Below are 22,814 nucleotides of genomic sequence, written 5' to 3'. Positions count from 1 at the left end.
TCTATGCTTAGATTATTCTTGAATCTGGTCAATCATCTCTTTAAATTGACCTAATCTATTGCTGACTTCATCTACTCCTGAAATAATGATCTGTTCAGGTTTGAGTGCACCTGTTGACTCTACAGTTAGTAATTTTACATCTTCTTTATCTGTATCAGTAAGTGTTGATATTGTTGCAGAATTCCATTTGGCATGTTCTGTTCCACGTCCTAGTCTTGCATAACATTCTACCTTGATTCTCTGTCCTGGTGCTAGATGAACTAGAGGAATTTTATCTGAAGTTGGTTTAATTGAATCATCTTCTGATGATAGTTCATCTGATAGCACTGTTCTAGTGACATCTGAATCCCCAGAATCTAAAACTAGCATTACTCTGCAGTTTGAACAGCCTGTTTCGCTTTGACACTCACATTTTGATGGCTCGTTAAATCTACTCAAATCTGTAGTTAATGGAATAAGTCCTAATCTGTGAGCCAAGCCTTCGTCTGGTAATACGGAGGAATTTTCAATAATGTCTACTGTATCAATGGCAAATACTGGAACTCCGTTGAGGCATACCCGTCTTAGTGCATTTGCATATTGTAATGGAATACCGCTAAGTTTTACTGAAATCTTTTGATTATCTTTACTAACTACATCTAAGGATGACAAATCTTGAACAAAATCTTCAAAGTCCACATAAAAATCTAGCTAGTTTTACGTATAGATAAATAGCAAATACTCATAACTATTTTAGAAATGGCAGATTATACACTAGTCAGATATTCCTTTGAAGGGGAAAAATTTGAGATAATGGTAAAACCTGACCCTGCACTTGATTATCGTTTGGGTAAGAAAAAGGACATTTCAGCAATCTTGGTATCTGATGAAATTTACACTGATGCAAGTAAAGGAACAAGGCCTGCTGCTGAAAAATTACTACATGCTTTCAAAACTGAAGATCCTACTGAAATTGCAGAGATCATTCTCAAAAAAGGTGATCTAAATCTCACAACTGATCAAAGACGAAAAATGATTGAAGAGAAGAAAAAACAGATTGTGACATTTATTGCTAGAACATATGTGGATCCTAGGACTCATCTTCCACATCCTCCACTTAGAATTGAGCAGGCTATGAAAGATGGCAGAGTTTCAATTGATCCTCATAAAACAGTAGATGAACAGGTAAAAGATATTGTTGAAAATTTACGTTCTATCATTGCTCTAAAATCTGAAAGTCTAAAACTTGAAATTGTTGTCCCTGCGCAGTTTGCATCTCAATCATATGCTGTTCTAAAATCAGTTGGAACTCTAAACAAAGAAGAATGGCAAAATAATGGTTCACTAAAAGCAATACTTGAAATACCCGCTGCAGCAAGGCCAAATGTGATAGATAGATTAGGTTCTATAACAAAGGGTTCTGCTACAGTTGAGGTAGTTTCATAATGGATAACAAGAGAAAATACGTAATTCCTGGCGATGTAGTAACTACTGGACCCTTTAGACCTGAACAAAATGTCATTTTAGATGGAAATAAGATCATTTCTACAACTATTGGAATTTCTGAAATTTATGATGACTCTGTTAGAGTGATCCCTTTAACTGGAAAATACATTCCTAAAATTAATGATTTAGTAATTGGAAAAGTGATTTCTCATTCTTCATTGTCTTGGGAATTGGATATCAATTCATGCTATGTTGGATTTTTACCTGCTCAGGATGTATTTGGAAGGGATTTTTCTGCTCATGCAGATGAACTGACCTCCAAACTAAAGTCTGGTGACTTGGTAGCTGCCAGAATCGCCAATTTTGACAGAACCCGAGATCCATTGGTAACCATTTCTGATAGGGATTTAGGAAAAATTGATTCTGGTGACTTAGTGAAAATCTCACCCAGTAAAGTTCCAAGACTCATTGGAAAGAGAGGCAGCATGATTCAGATGATTGAGATGGCAACTAATGCTGCTGTGACTATAGGTCAGAATGGCTGGGTTGTAGTTTCATGTGAGACGCACGAGGGATTATTAAAGGCTAAAAAGGCAATCGAAATGATTAATGAAAAAGCACATGTTGCTAATTTAACTGATCAAGTGAAAGAAATGTTAGAAATAAAGGAAGATGAATCATAATGGGCGGAAGAGACGCAACAATGGTCCTATTGGACGAAAATGGTATTCGTTGTGATGGTCGTAAAGTAGACGAACCACGACGAATCATGATTAGAGCCGGTGGACTAAAAAATGCTGACGGTTCTGCTTACATTGAATTTGGTGATAACAAAATCTTAGTTGGTGTATTTGGTCCGAGAGACGTACATCCAAAACACATGTCAGATACTGATACAGGAATTTTGCGAGTTAGATATCATATGGAACCATTCTCTGTTGGTGAAAGAAAGAATCCTGCTCCATCAAGAAGAGAAATTGAAATATCCAAAGTAATCAAAGAAGCACTAGAACCTGCAGTAATGTTAGATAAATTCCCAAGAACTGCAGTTGATGTGTTTATTGAAGTATTACAAGCTGATGGTGGAACTAGATGTGCTGCCCTTACAGCAGCATCTGTTGCATTAGCTGATGCAGGAATTCCAATGAGAGATATGGTTGCAGCAATTGCAGCAGGTAAAGTCGCAGATACTGTAATTCTTGATGTTAATAATGAAGAAGATCAAGCAGGACAAGCAGATATGCCAATTGGTTACATGCCAAGTCTCAAGAAAATTACATTATTGCAATTAGATGGTGTTCTAACTCCTGAAGAATACAAGAAATGTGTTGATGTTGGAGTTAAAGGCTGTGAACTTGTTTATGAATTACAAAAGAAAGCCCTACATGACAAATACTTTGGAAAGGGAGATGATTAAGATTGACTTCTACTTCTGTTATTGATCAACTAAAGAAAACACAAATTCTTGAACTATTAGAACAAGGAAAAAGAATTGATGGACGTGCATTTGATGAAGCACGTGAAATTAAAATTGAAACTAATGCAATTCCTAAAGCAAACGGTTCTGCAAGAGTTTTCCTTGGTGATACTGAAGTAATATGTGGAGTTAAAATTCAACCTGATAGACCTTTCCCAGATACTGGTGACAAAGGACTTTTCATTTGTACAGCTGAGCTTTTACCATTATCCCATTCTACTGTTGAAACTGGACCTCCGCAACCTCCTGTAATTGAATTGGCAAGAGTTGTAGATAGAGGAATTAGAGAAAGTCATATGGTGGACGTCTCTCAATTAGTAATTGAAAAAGACAAATCCGTAATTGGAGTCTTTGCAGATAATGTTGTAGTTGATTATGATGGAAATCTATTTGATGCATGCTCATATGCTGCTACGGCTGCACTGCTTACATCTAAAACCCCTAAATGGAATTGGACTGATGATTCTCCTGTTCTAGCTGAGGGTGAAGAAACTCCTTTACCAATTACAACAATCCCTGTATCTGTCACTATGGGCAAAATTGGAAACTATATCATAGTTGATCCAAATGGTGATGAATGGGAAAGCATGGATGCCCGTGTTACAATTACAACTGATTCTGATGGAAATATTTGTGCTCTACAAAAAGGAGGCAGCGATGGCTTTACACAGGATGAAATTAATCAATGTGGTGAAATCTCTGTCAAGGTAGGCGCAAAAATAAGAGAAAAATTAAAAGAAGCTCAAAAGGACAGTCAATAAAATGGCAAAAGCAAAAAAATCTCTTAAAGGACTAGGGGCTCGTTATGGAATTAAACTTAGAAAACAATATACGAAAATCCACCTTCAACTAAAAGAAAAAAGAACTTGTCCTGAATGTGGCTCACAAACATTTGGCAGAGATGCCGTAGGAATTTGGTCTTGCAAAAAGTGCAGCTATAAAGTAGCTGGAACCGCATATGACGTCCAACTTTAGTGCAAAAATTACCGTTGATGCAAAAGACAAGTCAAAAGCAATTTTTGATTCTGTAAATGCTGACAATGAGTTTTATCCTGAAAATCCTGTAAAAACCCAGATAACATTTGACAAAAAAATTGTCATTTCCGTAGAAACTGATCAAATTACACATCTTAGAGCAAACTTGAATTCTACACTCCGATTAATTCAGGCCAGCTATGATTCAATCGAATCGGTAAAGATATAATGAAACAAACTTTTTGATCAAACATGTCAGCAGGACAAATGCCTCCATGGCTTCAAGAACAGCTAATGAAATTACAACATTCTCAACAAAGCTTGCAATCAGTAATGACTCAAAAACAACATCTAGAAATTGAAAAAGCAGAAACTGAAAAAGCTCTTGAAGAATTAAGAAAAGTCGCAGATGGAGATGCAGTCTTTAAACAAGCTGGTACTGTTTTGATTAAATCAAAAAAACAAGAATTAATCGATGAATTGGAAGAACGAATCGAGATGGCAAAAACACGTTCTACTGTTCTTGAAAAACAAGAAACTCGTCTAAAAGAAACTCTAAAAGAACAAGAAACAAAAATTACCGAAATGATGAAGGGTGGATCTTCAAATGCTCCTCCAAAATCTCCTTCTGTTGAAGATAATCCGCGAAAATAATTTTTCAGTCATTTCATATAAGATATTAACAATCTATACAGATACTTTTTGTGAAATTAGGAGATCTAAGAATAATCGTGGATGAAAGAGAGCGAAAAAGTGGAATTCCTGATCTTTTAAAATCAATTGGATTGAACTTGGAGATGAAAACACTTCCTATTGGAGATTACATTGTTGCTCCTGAAACTATTGTGGAGAGAAAAAGCATCCGTGACTTGATGGCATCTGTTTTTGATGGGCGACTCTTTGATCAATGTGAACGACTAAAGGAACACTTTGAACATCCCATTGTCTTGATGGAGGGAAATGTTGATGAGATTGAAGAAATCACAGAAAACCCTTTGATATTTTACGGTGCAATCTCTACGGTAGTTTTGGATTTTAAAATTCCTGTAATTCCAACACCTAGTGCAGCTCATACTGCAAAATTATTGGTATCAATGTGTTCAAGAAAAGATAATCCAAAAGGACCTTACTTGAAAAAAATCAAAAAATCTTCTGACTTGGAACGACAACAACTTTCATCTCTTTGCAGTCTTCCAGGGATTGGGGAAAAATTTGCAGTTAGGATGCTTGAAAAGTTTGGAACTCCTCTCAAAGTTTTTACTGCAACAACTGCCGAACTTGCAAAAGTTGAAGGTTTAGGAGATGCAAGAGCCAAGAAGATAAAAAAAGTTTTAGACACTAAAAGTAAACATCTAAAAAATTCAAATCAAAAAACATTGCATGATTCATAAAATCTCTCAAAAAAGTGACTTGATCCTAATGTTCTAATGCTGGAAAATTTTATTCAACTAATTGTTTGAGCAATTTTCTTTTTAATGGAGTTCCGCATGCAGGACACTCTGTTCCTTTTGAGTGATTGGTTTTACATCCTGGACAGTAATGAACCCATTTCCCCACATCTTCAATTCCATTTGTCATGATTGGAAGAATTTTTAAACCTAAATTCTTGGCAACATTTGAAATTGCAAAATCATCGCTGATTATTTGACCCTCTGTTTCAATACATAATGCAATTATTGAAATGTCCTGCTTTGACAATTGTGGAAAATCTCCTGTTTCTTTGGATGCTTGAATTGCTTTTTTAGTTGACTCTGAATCCGGCTCTCTAATCTTTAATCTGTTTGTCTCAAGTAAAGTTCCTAACGCATCGTGATTTTTCTTTATGTGTTTAATCTCATCATAAACTAGTGATGTTGTAAAACAATCCTCTGATGATCTAAAAGGTACTCCTGCATAAAATGCACTAGCGTCTAAAATTCTAAAATCCAAGCTTGCTCATCTGTCTCAGCCCTCTTTTCTTTAATCTTAGAAAGACTGCTGGTTTTTTGTATTTTTTTATGATGATTGGTTCCTCATATCCTGCTGTTTTTACAACTTGTGCATCCATTGCAATATTGCAATCATGCGAACAGGTAATTTCAATTTTTTCATCAGGGACAACTAATGATGCTAATCTATACACCGGTGCAACTGGTGTGATAATTAAAACATCTAAACTTTCATGTAAAATTGGACCTCCTAATGAAAATGAATGTCCCGTTGAACCACTAGGTGTTGCAATAATAACTCCGTCCATTTTTTGCGTTACTGTGTCATCTTGAAATTTAATTTCTATACTTGCAGTTTTAGTCAAATTTGTTCTTGAAATGTAGATTTCATTTAGTGCTGGTGGGAACTCCTTTCCTCCACAAGATGCAACAACTCTTGTTCTTTTATCTAGGAAGAAATTGTCTTTTAAAATCTGTTCAATTGCATCATCAATCTCTTCAATGGTGATTTCTGCCAAAATTCCTCTGTTTCCACCCACATTAATTGTTAAAATCGGTGTTTCATTTTCTAAATTCCTAAAAACTCGAAGTGTGGTTCCGTCTCCTCCGAGTGTAATCACCAAATCTAGTGTTTCGTTTTTTAATTCTTCTAAAGTTTCAAACTGTGTTGCACCTTCAACCTCAATTGGAGAAATTGTAAACACTTTGGATTTTTTTGCTAAAAACTTTTTTGCGACATCTTTGGCGGCTTTCTCTGAATCCTTGGATCCTACCTTGCTTACTATGGCCACTTTTTGTAGTTTCAACCAGTTCTTCTGAATTCTATTTACTTAAAAATGATATTTTTTGCATTTCTTGGAAAAACAAATAAGTATGAATGTGGATTTCTATCCATTATGAGTTACGCCCATCCTGAAGTTTTAGTTGATACAGAATGGGTATCACAGAATCCTCCTAATGAAAATAGAAAATTAGTTGAAGTTGATTATGATCCAGTAAACGGTTATCAAAAAGGCCACATTAAAGGTGCAACACTAATTTGGTGGAAACGTGACATAAATGATCCTGTTAGACGTGACATCATTAGTAAAAAAGAATTTGAAGCATTAATGTCAAAAAATGGAATTACTGCAGATACTGAAGTAATTCTTTATGGTGACTTTAACAATTGGTTTGCAGCATTTGTTTTCTGGGTTTTCAAAATCTATGGACATGAAAATTTGAAAATTATGAATGGTGGAAGAAAAAAATGGGAATTAGAAAATAAAGATTACACTACTGATGAACCTCAAATACCTGCAACAAAATATGTTGCACAACCTCCTGATGAAGGATTACGTGCATATCTATTTGATGTTAGTCGTGCATTAGGAAAAGAAGATACTGTTATGGTGGATGTAAGATCTCCTGCAGAATTCACAGGTCAAATCACTGCTCCTCCAGAATATCCAATGGAGCATGCACAAAGAGGTGGACATATTCCTCATGCAAACAATATTCCATGGGCTACGGCAGTAAATGATGCTGATGGTACATTCAAAGCAGTTGATGAATTGAGACAAAATTATGAACCAAAAGGTGTCACTCCTGACAAAGATGTAATTTGTTACTGTAGAATTGGAGAGCGTTCTTCACACAGTTGGTTTGTACTGAAATATCTCCTTGGCTATCCAAAGGTCAGAAACTATGATGGTTCTTGGACTGAATGGGGAAACATGATAGGAAATCCTGTGGAAAAATAAATTGCTTCTAGACCTTCCTGTTCTAAAGAAAGGCACTTTTTATTTTATCAAAGACGGAGAGTCTGATATTATCATGGAAGACAAAACAAAACGAGGTCTTGAAATTAAAGAAACATCTATTGATGAAAAAATCAATGTAAAATCTGACAAAGGCATGATCCACGATATGGATGGAATTGGACATTGGGTGCCAATAAGATGGTATTTTCCAAAGACATCTTATGATCTCTCCCAAGTAGTGGTACATGCAGAAGCTATGGATAAAAAGTACACCGAACTGCGAGAACTCACATGTCCTGACGATGACGACTGATAACCTTTTTAAATAAAATCACTTCACAAGAGACAGATGTCCCTACTTCTAAAAGATCGAGTATGGTCAATGGAAGCCCCTACTGCAAAACGTGGTGTATACCCATTACATGGATTCAAACTTGGACTATATAGATTACCAATTAAACTCGAAGAAGTCGCTGAGATAAAATCAGTTCATGATGGTCTCAAAAAAGCATTTGAAATGGACATGTATGCTGATAGAATTTTTGCAACATATCGTTGGAAAGAACAAAACATGGATGATCCTGATGCAAAAGGATATGAGGAAGTTGACTTGTCAGTTACAGTTGAAATTGTCACTGGAGAAGTTGTAGATATAATTTATCAAATTTTCCCAATTGAAAAGTTCGGTGATCCAAACTGGGTTAAAGACTATAGAAAGAAAGCAGATCATTTTGCAAAAATGGTTATTGATACTATTTTACGAAATACTATTTTGGCTGATAAGATGATTTCTTATTTTGCTAAAACTGAAAAAATATCTGAAATTGCTGCTATTCAAAAATTAGAAGAACTTACACCTCTTGCAAAAATTGTCCTTGGTGCAAAACCAAAACCTGTTGAGGCAAAAGAAGACGATGATGCTGAAGAAGATGACAGTTCAATTGAAATTCCAGATGGTGCAAAGCCTGGACCAATTGATGTTGATTATAAATCAAAAATGAAGCCTTCAGCAGCATATGATGCTCCAGAACACACAATCAAAACTTGGGGTAGACGTGGTACAAATAATGGTATCATGGGAGTTTGGGGAGAATTTGTTTCAGTAGATTATGATATTTGTATTGCAGATGGTGGATGTATAGAAGCATGCCCTGTAGGTGTTTATGAATGGTTTGATACTCCTGGAAATCCTGCATCTGAACAGAAACCATTAATGTCAAAAGAACCTGATTGTATTTTCTGTCTTGCATGTGAAGGTGTTTGTCCTCCACAAGCAATTAAGATCTTTGAGCAAAAATAGTCTGAATTCTTTACAAGTATAAATAGCGATTAATGATTCCCTGAAACTAGGGACATGGCATTAAACCCTTTTACCACATTTGTATTTGATCTGTTTATTTTTTCAGCTATTATTATCACTGCATATACTGTTAATTTCTACTATCTTGCATTTCTTTCAAGAAAACGAAAAGAAGTTCCAACAACTATTGATTGGGGAACTCCTTCAGTGACAATTCAATTGCCCATATACAATGAAAAGTATGTTGCAAAGAGACTAGTGGATTCTGTTTGTAATTTGGATTATCCTAAAGATAAAATGAGAATTATGGTCTGTGATGACTCTGATGATGATACTGTTGAATTACTTCGAGACGTGGTTGATGATTACAAAAAACAAGGGTTTCAAATTGAACATGTAAGACGTGGAACAAGAAAGGGGTACAAAGCAGGCGCATTAAAACATGCAATGAAAACAACCGATACTGAACTTGTTGCAATATTTGACGCTGACTTTATCCCTCCTACTTGGTTTCTTAAAAAAGCAATTCCACACTTTTCTAAATCCAACATAGGACTTGTTCAGTGCAGATGGGGACATGTAAATGAAAATTATTCTACCATTACACAAGTACAAGCATTGAGTCTTGACTTTCATTTTCTTGTTGAACAAAAAGCAAAAAGCAACTCTCATCTTTTTATGAATTTCAATGGGACTGCTGGAATCTGGAGACGCAGATGCATTGAAAATGCCGGAGGGTGGCACACTGCTACTCTTGTAGAAGATCTTGACTTGAGTTATAGGGCACAAATGAAAGGATGGAAATGTGTATTTTTGCCTGATATTGTAGTTGATGCAGAACTTCCTGCTCAAATGAATGCTGCAAAAAGACAACAGTTTCGCTGGGCAAAAGGATCTATCCAATGTGCTGTAAAATTACTTACTGACGTTGCTCTAAAACGTAAAGTTGCAATTGAAGCAAAAATTCAAGCATTCATACAACTAACACGACATATTGTTTATCCTCTAATGCTGATACAATTTTTGGCATTGCCTATTTTGTTAGCTGGGCAAATCAATCTTTATGTGGTAAGTTTTCTTCCTGCGTTAACTATTGCAACATATCTTGCAATGGGTCCTGGTGCATACATTGTGATTATCCAAGGCATGTATGACAAATCTTGGAAATCAAAAGCAAAATTACTTCCTGCATTACTTGTCTACAATGCAGGAATGTCTGTCAACAATACCGTTGCAGTTTTTGATGCAGTACTTGGCAAGAAAAATGAGTTTCTTAGAACTCCAAAATATGGTATTGTAACTAAAGATGATGATTGGAGGAACAAGGCATACAATTTACCTTTCACACAAACTACTCTTTTGGAAATATTTTTTGGCGTTTATGGAATAATGGGAATTTTTATTTCGATATTTTCAAACAATCCTGTATTTGTTCCAATCATTCTTTTGCAGACACTTGGATTTTTCTATATTGCTTACATGAGCCTGTCTCATACTAGATTTAAAAAACACAAATCTGCTAATGACAAGCCTCTTACAAATAAGGAAAAAAGAGCAAACCGTGTTTATCGACTAGCAATGATTGGAATTCTTGGAATAATTGTTTTTGGCGGCTATATGGCAATTTCTGGTTACAATACTGACATTTACCCCCTGGATAGAGTTAGAGGAAATCTAGATGGAGTTATGGCTTCTTCAGATCCTGATGTAATACGTAATCATTTGGTTGCAATCCAATCTGATTTGAATTTACTTATGATTAATCTCCCTGAAACTATTGATGAAAATGGTAGAGTTGTTGCCAAAAACCCTGTTTGGATATTTGGCACAGAATCCACCAACTTCCTTAGAATTCAAAATAACATAGATACAATGTTTGCAGGATTAGATGAGATATCCTCTCTCTCTAAAGATAACTCTGCATATCATACAGGAATGATGGATATTCATGATAGAGCATCCTTGATACAAATCAACATCATGGATGCAACTCCATACATGTATGTCAGTCCTGCAAACATGATGTTTAGCGCTATTTGGATTGCAGCAATTATCGGAATATTTGCTACATTGAAGCGAAAGAAAGAGCAACTCAAAAAAGTAGATTTGACACATGACCTTCTTTCCGAGACAAAATAGTTCTAGAAATTCCACTGACTTTTTATGTGCATGAGCAGTAATTCTACTGATGCCTGAGTTCGGTACAATTGTAATGGTAGTATTTGCAGTTGCAATTGTAGGAATCATAGCTGTAACTGCAAAATCAAGATTAACTTCAAATAACACAACACTAGATGTTGGTGGTAAAACAACAATGTCTGATAATCTTTACAAACTAGCAATGATTGGAATTCTTGGAATAATTGTTTTTGGCGGCTATATGGCAATTTCTGGTTACAACACTGACATTTACCCCCTGGATAGAATTAGAGGAAATCTTGACGGAATTGTATCTTCTTCAGATCCTGATGTAATACGTAATCATTTGGTTGCAATCCAATCTGATTTGGATTTGGTAATGGTGAATATTCCTGAAACTATTGATGAAAATGGTAGAGTTGTTGCCAAAAACCCTGTTTGGATATTTGGCACAGAATCCACCAACTTCCTTAGAATTCAAAATAACATAGATACAATGTTTGCAGGATTAGATGAGATATCCTCTCTCTCTAAAGATAACTCTGCATATCATACAGGAATGTTAGATATCAACGACAGGGCATTGCTACTAAAAATCAACATCATGGATGCAACTCCATACATGTATGTCAGTCCTGCAAACATGATGTTTAGCGCTATTTGGATTGCAGCAATTATTGGAATTATTGCAATCTTGAAGAAAAAGAAAGAACAGTTACAAAAAGAAGATGAAATAGGAATCTAAGGAATATTTAGGTCTCTTCTGATTTCATCTACTGCTCGGATTCCATAGATGTCTCTTATTTGTTGAATTCTAATTGATTCTTTTAGCATGTCTCTCCCTATGGCGTTTGTTAAAATTGAATATACGTCACTGAATCTTACTTCCCATTTATCTGCACAGTCTAAAATTTTACTCACTGCCCATTGTCTAACCTCGTGTGGTAATGGGATCTTTTCCCCTGATTCGATTGAAATTTTATCAAACAGATTCACAATGTCTGCAGTTTGTGATGCCATCTTTTCAATATCTTCTGCAACACCGTACTTTGATTCTGAATTCATTCTAATGTTTGATTGATATTCTGACAGTTTCAGCAATGCCATCATTTCCTTTGAGGAATCACTGGATGCCTTGCTTGTGACATTTTTGACTGATTGTATCTCTTGGAAGAGTTTTTCAGATTTTTTATGAAACTCTACTGTGGATTCGTCTTGTCTTTTCAGAGTATCTGAAACTGATGATATTTTTTGTTCAATACTGTTTGTTTTGTCATAGACATTCTGTTTGAAATTGGAAAATTCCTCTTGCACTGATTTGAGACCTTCTCCCACAAATGCTGTAGAATCTGCTCTTTGTGCTAATGAATTGATTTCAGTCTCAATTTTATCTATTTTTCCACCTAAACCTCTAATTGATTCTAGGCTCAAATTATCAACAGAATTTGCTTTAGCTGATACTGTGTCAAACTGTTGTTTAAGCCCATCGATGACTCCTCCCAACGAATCAATTTTTGATGCTTTAGCTGATATTGCATCAATTGTTACTTTGATTGCATCTAGCTCTGCATTGAGATTAGAATTGGATGATATCCCTTCGGAAATTCTTCCTAACTCTTGTTTGAGACTCTCAATAATTTGTGAACCTGTATCTAATTTTGCTGTCTTTCCTGATATTTCTTCTATGGTCTTTTTTAGACTATCCATCTCAGAACCAATTTCTAAAAATGAATCTGTCTTTCCGGAAACCTTTCTCAAGTCATCTCTTACTTCGTCAATCCTTTGAGCGATTTTGATAATCATTTGAGAATTGTTTTTAATTGAATTCATACTGTCTTCTACCTGTTGGGATAGTTCTTGAGATTTTGACGCTTTTTGTAATTCTGAAATTCTACTAATCTCTTCTTCGAGTTTTAATGTTTGATCATTGATCTTGTTTACAAGGTTTGATTGCGTTCTTACTTGATTCAGCCCTGCGTACAGTTTTTGGGTGTCATCTTCTATAATGTTGATTTGTTTTGATTGTTTTTGAATATGTTCTAAAGTTGATGTTAATGCATCAATCATCCCTTTCATTGAAACTAACACTTTTTGGTTTTCTCCAAATATTTTTGTCATTACTTTGATCTCTTTTTGTAGTGCTTTGTTAGAATCTGAAACTGATGCTACTTTTTTTAATAATATTGATGGGCTAGGCTCTTTTTTGGTTGTTTTTTTTGCCTTGACTGTATTTTCCTTCTTTGTACTTTTAGTAGCCATGTAAATTCAATTAAAATTTAGAGATAAAAAAGTTGAGTGTAAAATAAAAAATGTAAAGAGTTACTTGTTTACAACTTCTGGTTCATGAAGTAATTCATGAAATGTCTTTTCAGCCAAACCATTTGCTGTTTCAATAAACCCTCGTGGACAGTATTCACATTGAATCATATAGTACGGTATGGTACCGTACTATTAATAGTAAGGTGATTACAAAGTAACCAATAATGCAGTCAGATACCCCAGGTCATATCTCTTCATTTGATTCAGATGACCTAATCATCACTCTGCATATCGATTACAATATCTAGGCATAAAGAGGTTAAAGATTTTGAAAATATTCGAGCCTGAGATTTTTTACTAAATTATTTTTAAATGTTAAATCCGCAATCAATTTTAAACAAAATTGTTTATTCATAATATGCAAAACATTCCGCTTCAATTGGATTCAAGTGGAATTCACAGCTCTCTTAACAATACGGTATCTAGCCTAATCGAGCAAATTACTCCTGAGTTACCTCACACCAGTTTTGTTACTGATTTGGCTTTTATCATGATTATTGGAGCTATAGTGACTCTTGCTTTTTTCAAAATTAAACAACCGTTGATCATAGGATATCTTTTTGCAGGAATGCTGATTGGACCATTTTCACATATTTGGTCTTGGATATTGCCTGAGGGTGGGCCTTCTACTGATGGTCTTGAGAGTGTTGGAATATTATCTGATATTTCTGCGTTGAATCTCTTTGCAGAAATTGGTGTGATCTTGTTGCTTTTTGTAATTGGTATAGAATTTCCTTATGCAAAAATCAAAAGCATTGGTCGTGTAGCAATTGGAGTTGGAACCATAGGACTATTTCTAACACTGGGCGTTGTGTTCTACACTGCTAGTGCCCTTGGTTTGGAATTTATGGATGCATTGTTTATTTCAGCAGCACTGTCTATCTCCAGTACTGCAATTATTGTTAAACTGTTAGAAGAGATGGGAAAAATCAAAAAAGAATCATCTATTTTGGTTCTGGGTATTTTGATTGTAGAGGACGTCATTGCAGTCATTCTGATTTCTTCATTACAGTCAATTGCACTAGTTGGCACTGTCTCTATTGAATCCGTTGTTGTGGTTGTATTGGTTGCAACTGGTCTGATTGTAGGAACATTTACTGTTGGAACTCGTGTAATCCCTCCTTTGATTGATAGAGTTGCAGCCGCAGAACATCGTGAAATTTTACTGCTTAGCGTTCTAGGCGTTTGCTTTGGTTATGCACTATTTGCAAATATTGTAGGATTATCAGTAGCAATTGGAGCCTTTTTGGCTGGGGTTTTAGTTGCAGAATCAAAGTCAGCAGAAGTTGCAAAATTACTATCTAGTCCAATAAAAGACATGTTTGTAGCAATATTCTTTATTTCTGTTGGTGCTTTGATGGATATTTCACAACTTGAAAATTATCTTTTCATAGCAATTGCTTTGATTGCAGTTGCTACGGGGATGAAATTTGGAGGTAACATGCTTGGGAATATTCTTTTCAGACAAAAACGTGGAAAGTCATTGCGTTCTGCATTTACTCTAGCTGCCCCCAGAGGTGAATTTTCTATTGTGATTGTAAAGGCAGGAGTTGACATTGGTGCAGTTAGTTCTTTCTTGTTTCCGCTTATTGGTATTATTTCTATTATCACCGCATTCATTTCTCCATTTTTGGTAAAAGCAGCAGATAAAATAATTCCAAAAATTGAAGAGAAAAAAAATGTCTGATGAATTAAAACGATTTCTAGATCAGGCCCATCAGGGAATTAGCACTTTTGATTTTGATGGAAAAGAAACTCCATGCATAGAAATAGATGAGAAAAAATACGATGAGATGTTATCCAAAGTTGCAGGACAACCTCTGTCTATCAATACAGATTTGAATATTCTGCAAGATGGCTTGGGAAATGTATTCGTTGAGATAATCCTAACTTTTTCTGTGGGTAATATTGCAGAAAAATTCCTTATAGATGCTAAAACACATATTGATTTCTTTAAAGCCCTTGCACAAACATCAATGCTTGCACTTTCTTCACCAAAATCAAATTATGGGAAAGATAATGTGTTTATGATTCAATTACCTCGTCCAGAAAAAGCTCAAGATGCTCTTGATATAATCAATAACGCTTTGATTCCAAAGAATTTATGAAAAGTGGTGCAGTTACCGGGATTTGAACCCGGGTCACGTACTTGGCAAGCACGAGTACTAACCAGACTGTACTATAACTGCAACAACCCACAAGGCTGAATTTGGATATTAAACTGTTTTTAACTATTTCATACAAGATATTCCATGGATAAAATTCTACTAAAGAAAATAGAGCAAAAAATTCAAGACTCTGTTTCAAACAAAGATGAAATCAAAGAATTGATTCAATCACTATCTGTCGTTGATGATTCCAAATCATTTGCTTTGGGAATTGTTGTAGGCAGAATCTATAACACGTTTTATTACCAGTCAAAAAGAATTCTAAAGCGAGATCCTACTCCAGAAGAATTTGAAGAATTTTTAGAATTTGTGAAAAATAAGAAATCTGATTTTAAAGATTTATGGTGACATCTTGTTCCATTCGACCACGTTGATTAGTGGAGTTCCTGGAAGTTTTACACATGATCCGTGAAGTGCTTTCTTTGCAGCTTCCAAATGTGCATCACCATTAACATACAGTTCCATAATGCATTGACCTTGTTTTACTCTTGCAGCTAAACTTACTGCTTTACCCCATGATCTTCTCATTCCTTCTGAAACCCTATCTGCACCTGCAGTAGCAATCTGTTTATTTTCTCGAAGTAGATTATGTGGATAAATTCTGAGTCTTGAATAATAGCCTGATTCACCAGTTGTTTTTTCTAGTGTCTTGTTTGCAGCCAACCTCGTTGACTCTATTGCCATATGTCTGATTTGGATTTTCTCGTTTAGTAATAATTGAACACAGTATTGGTATACGCCTCTTTTGCCACCTTGAAATTTTGCAATTTTAATTTGTGGTTTACCTTTGATGTACTCTTTTCTGGTAAAGACTTGTCCAGTTCCATCTCTGTAGTTGGCGCCATGCATGATACTCTCAAGTCAGAATGCCCATATTTTAACGGTTAGCAGGACCTCCCTCATATTTTCCAATGCTTATATGGAAATCCCCTGATTTTCACTTTATCATGGAAGAGACTCCTCTAGTAAATGGAGAACTAGTTTCAGATCAGACTTGTGTTTCTGATAAGACCATGATCCATGAATTAGACCTAAAGGGATTTGGAGAAATTGAAAAAGAAAAATTATTCCTCAAATCATTTGAAACCCTCTATTTGCTATACACAAAAAGACTGATTCTCAAGAAAAACAAAAAACGGATTGATTTTGATTTTTTTATGAATCACTGCCAAATGACTGATTCTGAAATTCTTACAAAATTTCTGATATATCGGGACTTGAGAAATCGTGGATATGTTGTAAAAGATGGATTTGGATTTGGGTCTGATTTTAGAGTCTATGAGAGGGGTCAATATGGTGAAAAAGGAGCCAAATTTCTAATCTTTGGTCTTAATGAGGGCCAGCAAGAAAAAATGGGAAACCTCCAAAAAAAGATTGAAGATATCACCCAAATGGGAAAAGAACCCATCATTGCAGTAATCGAGAGACGCGGCGAAGTGATTTATTATAAAATTAACAAAATGAATTTTTATGAAAACAAATCTAGGTTAGAAGAATCATTTCAACTTTAATCTTGCAAGACCCATTCTGATGAATATTTCAAAAGATTGTTTTTTTCTGCAAACATGAAATCATAAACTTCTACATACTGCGTCTTGTTATCCCAGAGATCTTGGAAATCCTGCATCTTTCTTTCAACTCTCGATTTGTCATTCCATGATGTAAAAACATCTACTGATTCAAAATCACTTGTTTGATTCGAAAATAACTCTCTAGATGTCCCAGTAAATGCAACTGCTTGGTCATCATCGTCCCTGAAAATTCCGATTCTTTCTGAGAAATGATCTGCAACGTGCTCCGAATTTGGAATTGCGACCTTTAATTCAACTTGCCCATTGTTTACAAAATCTTGTAATTTTTGAATTTTAAAATCTTTGATGAATTTTCCCTCAAATGATTTTGTAAATTTTTCTGAAAACAGTTTTGTAAATAGATTCAAATCACTTGATCTGAATTTATGCCCTGTAATCATTCTCAGTTTTGCTTTTCCTGTTGAAAAATTGTCAAATGCCATTGAAATTGTAGCCAGTGATTTGATTGACAAAAAATTTACACATCTATCATATTCTATGCAGTTACTAAGACACGGATAGAAAAACTCTGTTAAAATATCGTCCTTGTCTGAACGATATTCTTCTTTTAAAACAATATCTCTTAGACCCAATAATCTACGGTGTGGATTTTGGTATTTAAAGAAACAATTTTGAAATTATATTGTCTGTGAAAACTTCGAACCTTGTACTCTTGCAGTCAAGAGTATTAGTTTTCTACAAATGAAAAGGGGAAACGAAGTGCAATTTTTTGCCCTCTGTATATATCTCCAGCACCAGAATTTTTAACCAGATAGAAAAAGCCCTTAAGGGTTTGAGACTACAGAGTTACAGAACGTAGAGGATTTGGAATTTTCTTATTAACTGTTTACGAGAATATTAATGAAATAAAATGAAGTAGAATGATTATATGCCTTCAACAATTATTGGCTTTATACAAGAGAGCTTCAGTAGGACTAATTTTCCCATCATTGATAGCATCCATTTGGTTAAATTCTTCATCCGTACCTGGGAATTCATCTATAGAGATCCGAATATCATCTCCAAAGTATTTTGTTATCCAAAGAAATGCACTTCCAGACTCTTCCAGGTCTCCACATAGATCATACTTTAGGCAATGAGGATTTTTTTCGCCCACTCTACTATTGTCGTTAGCTTTCGTACAACCCTCTGCCCTGCCATTGTTATCCTCTTTGGTTGCCATTGATGGCATAACGGTACCTGAAATCATAACTAAGGCAACTAATACAATTGCAAAAATTGTTAGTTTATTATTCATATTTTCATAATGTTTTGTACTTATTTAAAGAGAGGAGTTTTTTTCACCAATTGGTAATTACATTTTACGCATAAACAAAAGTAGAGTGTTTAACCGATTTGACAAAACTCGGCGGGAGCATTTTACTCTTGCAGGATAAACTCTTAATTTCACACAGGGTTTAATGTAAAATAATGAAAACACTTGTCATAGTTGGAATTTTAATTGCGGGACTAATCGGTACAGTTGCAATCTTTGCATCAATGCCTTCAGAAACTTGGCAAGATAATAGAACAGGTTTTACTGGAGTGCCATTGCCTGATGAAAATAAAGAAAAAATTGATTGTCTATCAAGAGGAGGATTATGGGATGGTGGTTGTAGTATAGAGATGAGAAATGTATCAAATCAAGAAGATATTGGCATGGCTTGTTTAGGTAATGAGAAATGCCTCGCACTAAACGTTAGCAAAATCATTGATGGGGATACAATCTATGCTGATTCATACAAAATTCGATTGTCTCTAGTCAATACTCCTGAAAAAGGAGAGCCAGGATTTACACAGGCAACATCGTTTACTGCAATGTCATGTCCTGTTGGTAGTAGAATCACCGTTGATCAAGATGATGGACAACCATATGATCAATTCGATAGATTGTTGGGCAAAGTGTATTGTGAAACTGGAATTATTAATGAAATGTTGTTAAGAAATGGACATGCAGAAATTTTACCTCAGTATTGTTTTAGAAGTGAATTTGCTGGAGAAAGTTGGGCGCAAGAATACGGATGTATAGAGCCTGATTTTTCTAAAATGAATGAGGACTGTAATCCTGCATATCCTGACTTTTGTATTGATCCGAATCATCCGGATTTGGATTGTGGAGAAATTTCAGAGAGAAACTTTAGAGTGCTACAGCCAGACCCACATGGATTTGATGGGGATAAAAATGGAATTGGTTGTGAAAAATAACTAAAATTTTATCATAGTTTTTGAAGAAAGGTCAAATGACAACCTGTTGTCTATACCCCAAAAGTATAATGCTCCCATCGGGATTTGAACCCGAGTCTTTGGCTTGAGAAGCCAAAATGCTTAACCGGACTACACTATAGGAGCTTGATGAAAAATAATCCAATCTCAATTTAAAGGAAATGTTTTGACTTTGCATGAATTTGTAAAACTTTGTGAGTTGATTCCTTTATAGAAAAATCAACGATATCTCTCTCATGGATATCAAAAAATTCCTCGAAGAAAATGGATTATCTGGGTATCCTGTTGGCCTTGGTGGTTGTAGAATCTTTGATTTATCTTTTGATTCTTGTGATTATGATGTTTTTGTCTTTGATGGAAAATCTGAGTCTGATAAAATTATTCCATGCTCTGGAGAATTTGTAACTCTTCATCATGCATCCCTTTCTGAAAATCGTTCTGATATATTGCTTCAATATGATCAAATGGAAATAATTCATGATGAATCCTGGGATTTGAGAATGATGCTTGCAAAAATTCGTGAAAAACATGTTTCATTATTTTCAGATTTTGCAAAAAACTGTCTTATCGAATCACAATTTTGTTGTCAAAAAACTAGAGAATCTCTTGAATCTTCTGATGCATTTGCATCTTGTTGGCAAAAATGTGCATCTTACTATTTAGCTAACGCTATTTCTGCAATTAATCGCCAACGTTCAAGCCCCTCTCACATGCTGGACTCTCTTCGAAAACTAGAGAAAAATTCTATCAACGAACACATTTCTGTTGTAACCCAGACAGTTGGAATTGAGCGAGCCACTCCAACATTACTTGAGCGCATGCTAAAATCAACCAAAGGATTCTCTGATTTAGTTGAAAAAAATAATCGCTCTGAAATCATTCAGCAAAAACATGATTTCTTTGTAAACAACTCTATGATTTCTGATTGTTATTTTTATCTGGGTTATGTGAATAAAGAAAATTTTGTCAAAATCAAGGACTCCTTAAATCGAGAGCAAGACCTGATTCACATCTTAAAGGTTGCATTTGATGTTGAGGCTGATTCTAATCTTCTCAAACAGCAATCAGAATTGGTGCAAAAATCTTGTCATGAAATTCTTCAAATCATTTCGAGTGCGTAAAGTTCTACTTGGATGTACTAACCTTTTAAAATAAGTAAAATTACCAGTTTATCATGGTAGATCAAGCATGTGGATGCGAAGCTGACAGCGGCGATCCAGATTACTCATGTGATTGTGCAATGCAAGGTCATTGCATATGCAGTTCTGATTGCAAATGTAATACAGACGTTTGTAAAGAAGCAACTAAAGATATGTAATTGGAATAGTTCCAATACTAATTTTTTATTTTTTGATTAATCTTCTTCGTCATCAAAGCCCCATGATTTTACTAATTCTTTTTGGAACTTGTCAGCTTGTTTTTCATCCAGTGAAAATCCGCAGTTCTTATGAGTAGGAACGACAGTCATCCCATCTAACTTGAATTCTACTTCATACAAGTGGACTTTGGAACATTCACACATTTCTGGAATTTCTGTACTTATTCCTCTATATTTGCTTATTTGAATAGATTTTACTCGTTATTTTTCTCATTTGTGTTATATCTGAAAAACCTTTAACTATCCGTTTTGACAATTTTGTACAGATTTGAAAGGAACATTGATGATATTTACTGCAATTACTGTGCTGTTTCTTGGTTTAACTGCCCCATCTGCGTTTGCACAGTTTCAATCTGGAGGTGTTTCATCTGATTCAATTCCAGATGGTAGTGCTTGGTATGCTGGTGAAGGTCTCAAACAAGGTGATTTCTTTTCTTTTTCAATGTGTCATGTTGATTACAAAGAATGCTCAAATTTTGAAATGGATATGTGGATTAAAGGTGATAAACAGGTTGGAAGCGAAACAAAATGGCTGGCCGAAGTTGCAGTCTTTGACGGAAAAAAAGTAATTGTAGGTGAGATGGAACTTGGAAAAATTGCACCTGAACCAACTGGCGGTAGTGTTGAGTTAGGACTCTATCGTGGAGCTTTCAAGTCATCTATTGTCTGGCTATCTGCATTTGCAACATCTGATGATAGCTCAGGTGGAAAAGGACCGAAAAAATTCTCTGCAGCATCGTGGGGAAAAATTGGAAACATTGGTGGAGAGCAAGTGGTTCCAATGAAAATTGAAACAATTACAGTTCCTGCAGGAACTTGGGAAACTGTTCAAGTTGGATGGAAAACTGGTGGTGCAACAAGTAAAGTTTGGATTGTTGATGATTTCCCATTTCCAATAAAAGCTAAAACATACACTCACGTTTCAGAAGGAATTCCTCCAACTGAATATGAATTTTCACTATTAGACTATAAAGAAAATGTCCAAGAATCTCCAATTGCACAATACCATTCTTCTGCAGACGAATACAAAGCTGCTGGATGTGATACTGATTTTGAAAAGGATACAAGTGTCAAAAAACCAACCCAAAACTTTGATTATCAAATCCATGCTTTCTATGGACCTGAAGACCCTGTCAAGGGATGTGAAATGCAATGGCTGATCAAATTTATCAGCAAATACGATGATACTGAATTTTTAAACCAAGTTCAATTTGATTTTCTAGTGGTTGATGATAATCTAAAACCTCTAAGATCAATTGCACAAGAGGAGGGCAGAAATTATCTCTATTCTCCATCAGGACAATACATACTTGACATGATTGTACGAGAGGATCCTGGCACTGTAAATTATGTGATTTGGGTTTATGGATTAGCCCGTGAAGGCATTGTTCCAAATGTTGCATCTGACTATCTGAAAATACCTGTCAAGATTTATGCCCCTGACGGTTATGTTCCGGTAATTGTTCCTGACCCTGTACCAACGCAAGAAATCCCATCTTGGATTAAAAATAATGCTGGATGGTGGGCTGAAGGTGCAATAGATGACAATTCCTTTGTTCAAGGCATACAATTCCTAATTAAAGAAGGAATCATGAAAATTCCTCCAACCTCTCAAGGAACTGGAGGAAGCAATGAAATCCCATCTTGGATTAAAAATAATGCTGGATGGTGGGCTGAAGGTGCAATAGATGACAATTCCTTTGTTCAAGGCATACAATTCCTAATTAAAGAAGGAATCATGAGAGTCTCTTCTTAGACTCATCTACATTCAAATTGTGATAATTTGTTAAAAATTCTGAATCATCATGGTTGGTCTTTTCAAACATCCTAAACGACATCTCAAAAAACTACTCAAAGATGGAGAGTATGACAAAGCAATAGCGTATGGACGGAATTTAGAATCTGAATATTCTGATGATCATGATTTTATGTTCATCATGGGCAGTGCGTTCTTAATTGTTGATGATTTCAAAAGGGCACTACCTTATTTTCAAAAAGCCTTTGAGTTGGATAATGATGATGTTGAAACTTTGACTTTGAAAACCAATACCCATTTGGCTTTGGAGCAAAAGGACGAAGCCATTGATTGCTGTAGACGTATAGTCAAACTTGAACCAAAAAATACAGAGGCTCAATCACTACTTGAAGAGCTAGAGAGTCTTTGATTTT

Annotated in this window: 30 protein-coding genes and 2 tRNA genes; 22 read left to right on the top strand and 10 right to left on the bottom strand. The window is 35.2% G+C overall.

The features are described from left to right. Nucleotides 1-12: 12 nt before the first annotated feature. On the bottom strand, nt 13-678 hold the full coding sequence (locus ACW9XA_RS01370; protein WP_457762651.1) for a DNA-directed RNA polymerase subunit D: 666 nt from the start codon (nt 676-678) through the stop codon (nt 13-15). A 60-nt stretch (nt 679-738) separates the two neighbouring features. On the opposite strand from ACW9XA_RS01370, the gene ACW9XA_RS01365 reads away from it, so the two are divergent. The 8 genes from ACW9XA_RS01365 to ACW9XA_RS01330 all read left to right on the top strand — a co-directional run bounded on the left by ACW9XA_RS01365 (nt 739) and on the right by ACW9XA_RS01330 (nt 5,268). Further along, nucleotides 739-1,425 (top strand): ribosome assembly factor SBDS, encoded by a 687-nt coding sequence (locus ACW9XA_RS01365; RefSeq protein WP_457762650.1) that lies wholly within the window; start codon nt 739-741, stop codon nt 1,423-1,425. Continuing rightward, nucleotides 1,425-2,108: an exosome complex RNA-binding protein Rrp4 gene (rrp4, locus tag ACW9XA_RS01360; protein WP_457762649.1), complete on the top strand. Its 684-nt coding sequence runs from the start codon at nt 1,425-1,427 to the stop codon at nt 2,106-2,108. The genes ACW9XA_RS01365 and rrp4 overlap by 1 nt, the downstream gene beginning before the upstream one ends. After that, a complete protein-coding gene (rrp41, locus tag ACW9XA_RS01355; protein ID WP_300326894.1) occupies nt 2,108-2,842 on the top strand; it encodes an exosome complex exonuclease Rrp41 in 735 nt (244 codons plus the stop codon). Before rrp4 ends, rrp41 begins: the two co-directional genes overlap by 1 nt. A 2-nt stretch (nt 2,843-2,844) precedes the next feature. Next, on the top strand, nt 2,845-3,663 hold the full coding sequence (gene rrp42 / locus ACW9XA_RS01350; RefSeq protein ID WP_457762648.1) for an exosome complex protein Rrp42: 819 nt from the start codon (nt 2,845-2,847) through the stop codon (nt 3,661-3,663). Between the two features lies 1 nt (nt 3,664). Then, entirely contained in the window at nt 3,665-3,877 is a 213-nt protein-coding gene (locus tag ACW9XA_RS01345; RefSeq protein WP_300326892.1) for an eL43 family ribosomal protein, read from the top strand. Further along, nucleotides 3,861-4,106 carry a KEOPS complex subunit Pcc1 gene (locus ACW9XA_RS01340; protein ID WP_457762647.1) on the top strand — a complete coding sequence of 82 codons (246 nt, stop codon included), beginning with the start codon at nt 3,861-3,863 and terminating at the stop codon, nt 4,104-4,106. Before ACW9XA_RS01345 ends, ACW9XA_RS01340 begins: the two co-directional genes overlap by 17 nt. A gap of 23 nt (nt 4,107-4,129) precedes the next feature. After that, nucleotides 4,130-4,531: a prefoldin subunit beta gene (locus ACW9XA_RS01335; protein ID WP_457762646.1), complete on the top strand. Its 402-nt coding sequence runs from the start codon at nt 4,130-4,132 to the stop codon at nt 4,529-4,531. A 77-nt stretch (nt 4,532-4,608) separates the two neighbouring features. Continuing rightward, on the top strand, nt 4,609-5,268 hold the full coding sequence (locus tag ACW9XA_RS01330; RefSeq protein ID WP_457762645.1) for an ERCC4 domain-containing protein: 660 nt from the start codon (nt 4,609-4,611) through the stop codon (nt 5,266-5,268). Between the two features lie 49 nt (nt 5,269-5,317). On the opposite strand, the gene ACW9XA_RS01325 is transcribed toward ACW9XA_RS01330, so the two are convergent. Continuing rightward, nucleotides 5,318-5,806 (bottom strand): NOB1 family endonuclease, encoded by a 489-nt coding sequence (locus tag ACW9XA_RS01325; RefSeq protein ID WP_457762644.1) that lies wholly within the window; start codon nt 5,804-5,806, stop codon nt 5,318-5,320. Further along, nucleotides 5,796-6,611: an NAD(+)/NADH kinase gene (locus ACW9XA_RS01320; protein WP_457762643.1), complete on the bottom strand. Its 816-nt coding sequence runs from the start codon at nt 6,609-6,611 to the stop codon at nt 5,796-5,798. The genes ACW9XA_RS01325 and ACW9XA_RS01320 overlap by 11 nt, the downstream gene beginning before the upstream one ends. 90 nt (nt 6,612-6,701) lie before the next feature. Between ACW9XA_RS01320 and ACW9XA_RS01315 the strand changes: the two genes are divergently transcribed. The 5 genes from ACW9XA_RS01315 to ACW9XA_RS01295 are packed head-to-tail and all read left to right on the top strand — an operon-like array spanning nt 6,702 to nt 11,731. Beyond that, nucleotides 6,702-7,547, top strand: coding sequence for a sulfurtransferase (locus ACW9XA_RS01315; RefSeq protein WP_457762642.1), 846 nt, complete (start codon nt 6,702-6,704; stop codon nt 7,545-7,547). A 1-nt stretch (nt 7,548) separates the two neighbouring features. Continuing rightward, a complete protein-coding gene (locus ACW9XA_RS01310; protein WP_457762641.1) occupies nt 7,549-7,860 on the top strand; it encodes a hypothetical protein in 312 nt (103 codons plus the stop codon). 36 nt (nt 7,861-7,896) lie between these two features. Continuing rightward, on the top strand, nt 7,897-8,847 hold the full coding sequence (locus ACW9XA_RS01305) for a 4Fe-4S dicluster domain-containing protein (RefSeq protein ID WP_457762640.1): 951 nt from the start codon (nt 7,897-7,899) through the stop codon (nt 8,845-8,847). A 54-nt stretch (nt 8,848-8,901) separates the two neighbouring features. Next, nucleotides 8,902-10,986: a cellulose synthase family protein gene (locus ACW9XA_RS01300; RefSeq protein ID WP_457762639.1), complete on the top strand. Its 2,085-nt coding sequence runs from the start codon at nt 8,902-8,904 to the stop codon at nt 10,984-10,986. A gap of 49 nt (nt 10,987-11,035) precedes the next feature. Next, nucleotides 11,036-11,731: a PEFG-CTERM sorting domain-containing protein gene (locus ACW9XA_RS01295; protein ID WP_457762638.1), complete on the top strand. Its 696-nt coding sequence runs from the start codon at nt 11,036-11,038 to the stop codon at nt 11,729-11,731. On the opposite strand, the gene ACW9XA_RS01290 is transcribed toward ACW9XA_RS01295, so the two are convergent. Continuing rightward, the gene (locus ACW9XA_RS01290; RefSeq protein WP_457762637.1) at nt 11,728-13,245 is read right to left on the bottom strand and encodes a chemotaxis protein; all 1,518 of its coding nucleotides are present in this window, start codon (nt 13,243-13,245) and stop codon (nt 11,728-11,730) included. The genes ACW9XA_RS01295 and ACW9XA_RS01290 overlap by 4 nt on opposite strands. A gap of 418 nt (nt 13,246-13,663) precedes the next feature. Between ACW9XA_RS01290 and ACW9XA_RS01285 the strand changes: the two genes are divergently transcribed. Together ACW9XA_RS01285 and ACW9XA_RS01280 are read left to right on the top strand one after the other, a co-directional pair. Continuing rightward, nucleotides 13,664-14,992, top strand: a complete 1,329-nt coding sequence (locus tag ACW9XA_RS01285; protein ID WP_457762636.1) for a cation:proton antiporter domain-containing protein — start codon at nt 13,664-13,666, stop codon at nt 14,990-14,992. Continuing rightward, nucleotides 14,985-15,413 (top strand): hypothetical protein, encoded by a 429-nt coding sequence (locus ACW9XA_RS01280; RefSeq protein WP_457762635.1) that lies wholly within the window; start codon nt 14,985-14,987, stop codon nt 15,411-15,413. The genes ACW9XA_RS01285 and ACW9XA_RS01280 overlap by 8 nt, the downstream gene beginning before the upstream one ends. 4 nt (nt 15,414-15,417) lie before the next feature. On the opposite strand, the gene ACW9XA_RS01275 is transcribed toward ACW9XA_RS01280, so the two are convergent. Continuing rightward, a tRNA-Gly gene (locus ACW9XA_RS01275) sits at nt 15,418-15,494 on the bottom strand. Nucleotides 15,495-15,557: 63 nt separating this feature from the next. On the opposite strand from ACW9XA_RS01275, the gene ACW9XA_RS01270 reads away from it, so the two are divergent. Continuing rightward, on the top strand, nt 15,558-15,821 hold the full coding sequence (locus tag ACW9XA_RS01270) for a hypothetical protein (RefSeq protein WP_300327029.1): 264 nt from the start codon (nt 15,558-15,560) through the stop codon (nt 15,819-15,821). On the opposite strand, the gene ACW9XA_RS01265 is transcribed toward ACW9XA_RS01270, so the two are convergent. Continuing rightward, on the bottom strand, nt 15,813-16,322 hold the full coding sequence (locus ACW9XA_RS01265) for a 50S ribosomal protein L16 (protein WP_300327030.1): 510 nt from the start codon (nt 16,320-16,322) through the stop codon (nt 15,813-15,815). The two genes, ACW9XA_RS01270 and ACW9XA_RS01265, sit on opposite strands and share 9 nt — an antisense overlap. A gap of 98 nt (nt 16,323-16,420) precedes the next feature. Between ACW9XA_RS01265 and endA the strand changes: the two genes are divergently transcribed. Then, nucleotides 16,421-16,984: a tRNA-intron lyase gene (gene endA, locus ACW9XA_RS01260; protein ID WP_457762634.1), complete on the top strand. Its 564-nt coding sequence runs from the start codon at nt 16,421-16,423 to the stop codon at nt 16,982-16,984. Here the strand turns inward: endA and ACW9XA_RS01255 are convergent. Both ACW9XA_RS01255 and ACW9XA_RS01250 read right to left on the bottom strand, forming a co-directional pair. After that, on the bottom strand, nt 16,981-17,637 hold the full coding sequence (locus ACW9XA_RS01255; RefSeq protein WP_457762633.1) for a DNA repair helicase: 657 nt from the start codon (nt 17,635-17,637) through the stop codon (nt 16,981-16,983). The genes endA and ACW9XA_RS01255 overlap by 4 nt on opposite strands. 302 nt (nt 17,638-17,939) lie before the next feature. Then, entirely contained in the window at nt 17,940-18,302 is a 363-nt protein-coding gene (locus tag ACW9XA_RS01250; protein WP_457762632.1) for a hypothetical protein, read from the bottom strand. A 173-nt stretch (nt 18,303-18,475) separates the two neighbouring features. On the opposite strand from ACW9XA_RS01250, the gene ACW9XA_RS01245 reads away from it, so the two are divergent. Beyond that, on the top strand, nt 18,476-19,249 hold the full coding sequence (locus tag ACW9XA_RS01245) for a thermonuclease family protein (protein WP_457762631.1): 774 nt from the start codon (nt 18,476-18,478) through the stop codon (nt 19,247-19,249). Between the two features lie 69 nt (nt 19,250-19,318). On the opposite strand, the gene ACW9XA_RS01240 is transcribed toward ACW9XA_RS01245, so the two are convergent. Beyond that, a tRNA-Glu gene (locus tag ACW9XA_RS01240) sits at nt 19,319-19,393 on the bottom strand. Nucleotides 19,394-19,503: 110 nt separating this feature from the next. On the opposite strand from ACW9XA_RS01240, the gene ACW9XA_RS01235 reads away from it, so the two are divergent. Next, nucleotides 19,504-20,388 carry a hypothetical protein gene (locus ACW9XA_RS01235; RefSeq protein WP_457762630.1) on the top strand — a complete coding sequence of 295 codons (885 nt, stop codon included), beginning with the start codon at nt 19,504-19,506 and terminating at the stop codon, nt 20,386-20,388. 53 nt (nt 20,389-20,441) lie between these two features. After that, nucleotides 20,442-20,585, top strand: a complete 144-nt coding sequence (locus tag ACW9XA_RS01230) for a hypothetical protein (RefSeq protein WP_014964652.1) — start codon at nt 20,442-20,444, stop codon at nt 20,583-20,585. Nucleotides 20,586-20,621: 36 nt separating this feature from the next. On the opposite strand, the gene ACW9XA_RS01225 is transcribed toward ACW9XA_RS01230, so the two are convergent. Next, nucleotides 20,622-20,765 (bottom strand): hypothetical protein, encoded by a 144-nt coding sequence (locus ACW9XA_RS01225; RefSeq protein ID WP_457762629.1) that lies wholly within the window; start codon nt 20,763-20,765, stop codon nt 20,622-20,624. Between the two features lie 163 nt (nt 20,766-20,928). On the opposite strand from ACW9XA_RS01225, the gene ACW9XA_RS01220 reads away from it, so the two are divergent. Both ACW9XA_RS01220 and ACW9XA_RS01215 read left to right on the top strand, forming a co-directional pair. Further along, nucleotides 20,929-22,401, top strand: a complete 1,473-nt coding sequence (locus tag ACW9XA_RS01220) for a peptidase (RefSeq protein WP_457762849.1) — start codon at nt 20,929-20,931, stop codon at nt 22,399-22,401. A gap of 49 nt (nt 22,402-22,450) precedes the next feature. Continuing rightward, the gene (locus ACW9XA_RS01215; protein ID WP_457762628.1) at nt 22,451-22,810 is read left to right on the top strand and encodes a tetratricopeptide repeat protein; all 360 of its coding nucleotides are present in this window, start codon (nt 22,451-22,453) and stop codon (nt 22,808-22,810) included. Nucleotides 22,811-22,814 lie beyond the last annotated feature (4 nt).

The sequence above is a fragment of the Candidatus Nitrosopumilus sp. bin_6a genome (assembly GCF_054095695.1).
The sequence above is the reverse complement of the archived record's forward strand: the minus strand, read 5'-3'. Positions and strand labels throughout refer to the sequence as shown.

What these genes read in the sequence shown, in the direction of transcription:
- ACW9XA_RS01270 (WP_300327029.1), top strand. Translation starts at nt 15,558, where the DNA reads ATGGATAAAATTCTACTAAAGAAAATAGAGCAAAAAATTCAAGACTCT.
- ACW9XA_RS01245 (WP_457762631.1), top strand. Translation starts at nt 18,476, where the DNA reads ATGAAAACACTTGTCATAGTTGGAATTTTAATTGCGGGACTAATCGGT.
- ACW9XA_RS01230 (WP_014964652.1), top strand. Translation starts at nt 20,442, where the DNA reads ATGGTAGATCAAGCATGTGGATGCGAAGCTGACAGCGGCGATCCAGAT.
- ACW9XA_RS01300 (WP_457762639.1), top strand. Translation starts at nt 8,902, where the DNA reads ATGGCATTAAACCCTTTTACCACATTTGTATTTGATCTGTTTATTTTT.
- ACW9XA_RS01250 (WP_457762632.1), bottom strand. Translation starts at nt 18,302, where the DNA reads ATGAATAATAAACTAACAATTTTTGCAATTGTATTAGTTGCCTTAGTT.
- ACW9XA_RS01340 (WP_457762647.1), top strand. Translation starts at nt 3,861, where the DNA reads ATGACGTCCAACTTTAGTGCAAAAATTACCGTTGATGCAAAAGACAAG.
- ACW9XA_RS01365 (WP_457762650.1), top strand. Translation starts at nt 739, where the DNA reads ATGGCAGATTATACACTAGTCAGATATTCCTTTGAAGGGGAAAAATTT.
- rrp4 (WP_457762649.1), top strand. Translation starts at nt 1,425, where the DNA reads ATGGATAACAAGAGAAAATACGTAATTCCTGGCGATGTAGTAACTACT.
- ACW9XA_RS01295 (WP_457762638.1), top strand. Translation starts at nt 11,036, where the DNA reads ATGCCTGAGTTCGGTACAATTGTAATGGTAGTATTTGCAGTTGCAATT.
- ACW9XA_RS01265 (WP_300327030.1), bottom strand. Translation starts at nt 16,322, where the DNA reads ATGCATGGCGCCAACTACAGAGATGGAACTGGACAAGTCTTTACCAGA.
- ACW9XA_RS01315 (WP_457762642.1), top strand. Translation starts at nt 6,702, where the DNA reads ATGAGTTACGCCCATCCTGAAGTTTTAGTTGATACAGAATGGGTATCA.
- ACW9XA_RS01215 (WP_457762628.1), top strand. Translation starts at nt 22,451, where the DNA reads ATGGTTGGTCTTTTCAAACATCCTAAACGACATCTCAAAAAACTACTC.
- ACW9XA_RS01280 (WP_457762635.1), top strand. Translation starts at nt 14,985, where the DNA reads ATGTCTGATGAATTAAAACGATTTCTAGATCAGGCCCATCAGGGAATT.
- ACW9XA_RS01235 (WP_457762630.1), top strand. Translation starts at nt 19,504, where the DNA reads ATGGATATCAAAAAATTCCTCGAAGAAAATGGATTATCTGGGTATCCT.
- ACW9XA_RS01290 (WP_457762637.1), bottom strand. Translation starts at nt 13,245, where the DNA reads ATGGCTACTAAAAGTACAAAGAAGGAAAATACAGTCAAGGCAAAAAAA.
- ACW9XA_RS01345 (WP_300326892.1), top strand. Translation starts at nt 3,665, where the DNA reads ATGGCAAAAGCAAAAAAATCTCTTAAAGGACTAGGGGCTCGTTATGGA.
- ACW9XA_RS01285 (WP_457762636.1), top strand. Translation starts at nt 13,664, where the DNA reads ATGCAAAACATTCCGCTTCAATTGGATTCAAGTGGAATTCACAGCTCT.
- ACW9XA_RS01305 (WP_457762640.1), top strand. Translation starts at nt 7,897, where the DNA reads ATGTCCCTACTTCTAAAAGATCGAGTATGGTCAATGGAAGCCCCTACT.
- ACW9XA_RS01335 (WP_457762646.1), top strand. Translation starts at nt 4,130, where the DNA reads ATGTCAGCAGGACAAATGCCTCCATGGCTTCAAGAACAGCTAATGAAA.
- ACW9XA_RS01220 (WP_457762849.1), top strand. Translation starts at nt 20,929, where the DNA reads ATGATATTTACTGCAATTACTGTGCTGTTTCTTGGTTTAACTGCCCCA.
- rrp41 (WP_300326894.1), top strand. Translation starts at nt 2,108, where the DNA reads ATGGGCGGAAGAGACGCAACAATGGTCCTATTGGACGAAAATGGTATT.
- endA (WP_457762634.1), top strand. Translation starts at nt 16,421, where the DNA reads ATGGAAGAGACTCCTCTAGTAAATGGAGAACTAGTTTCAGATCAGACT.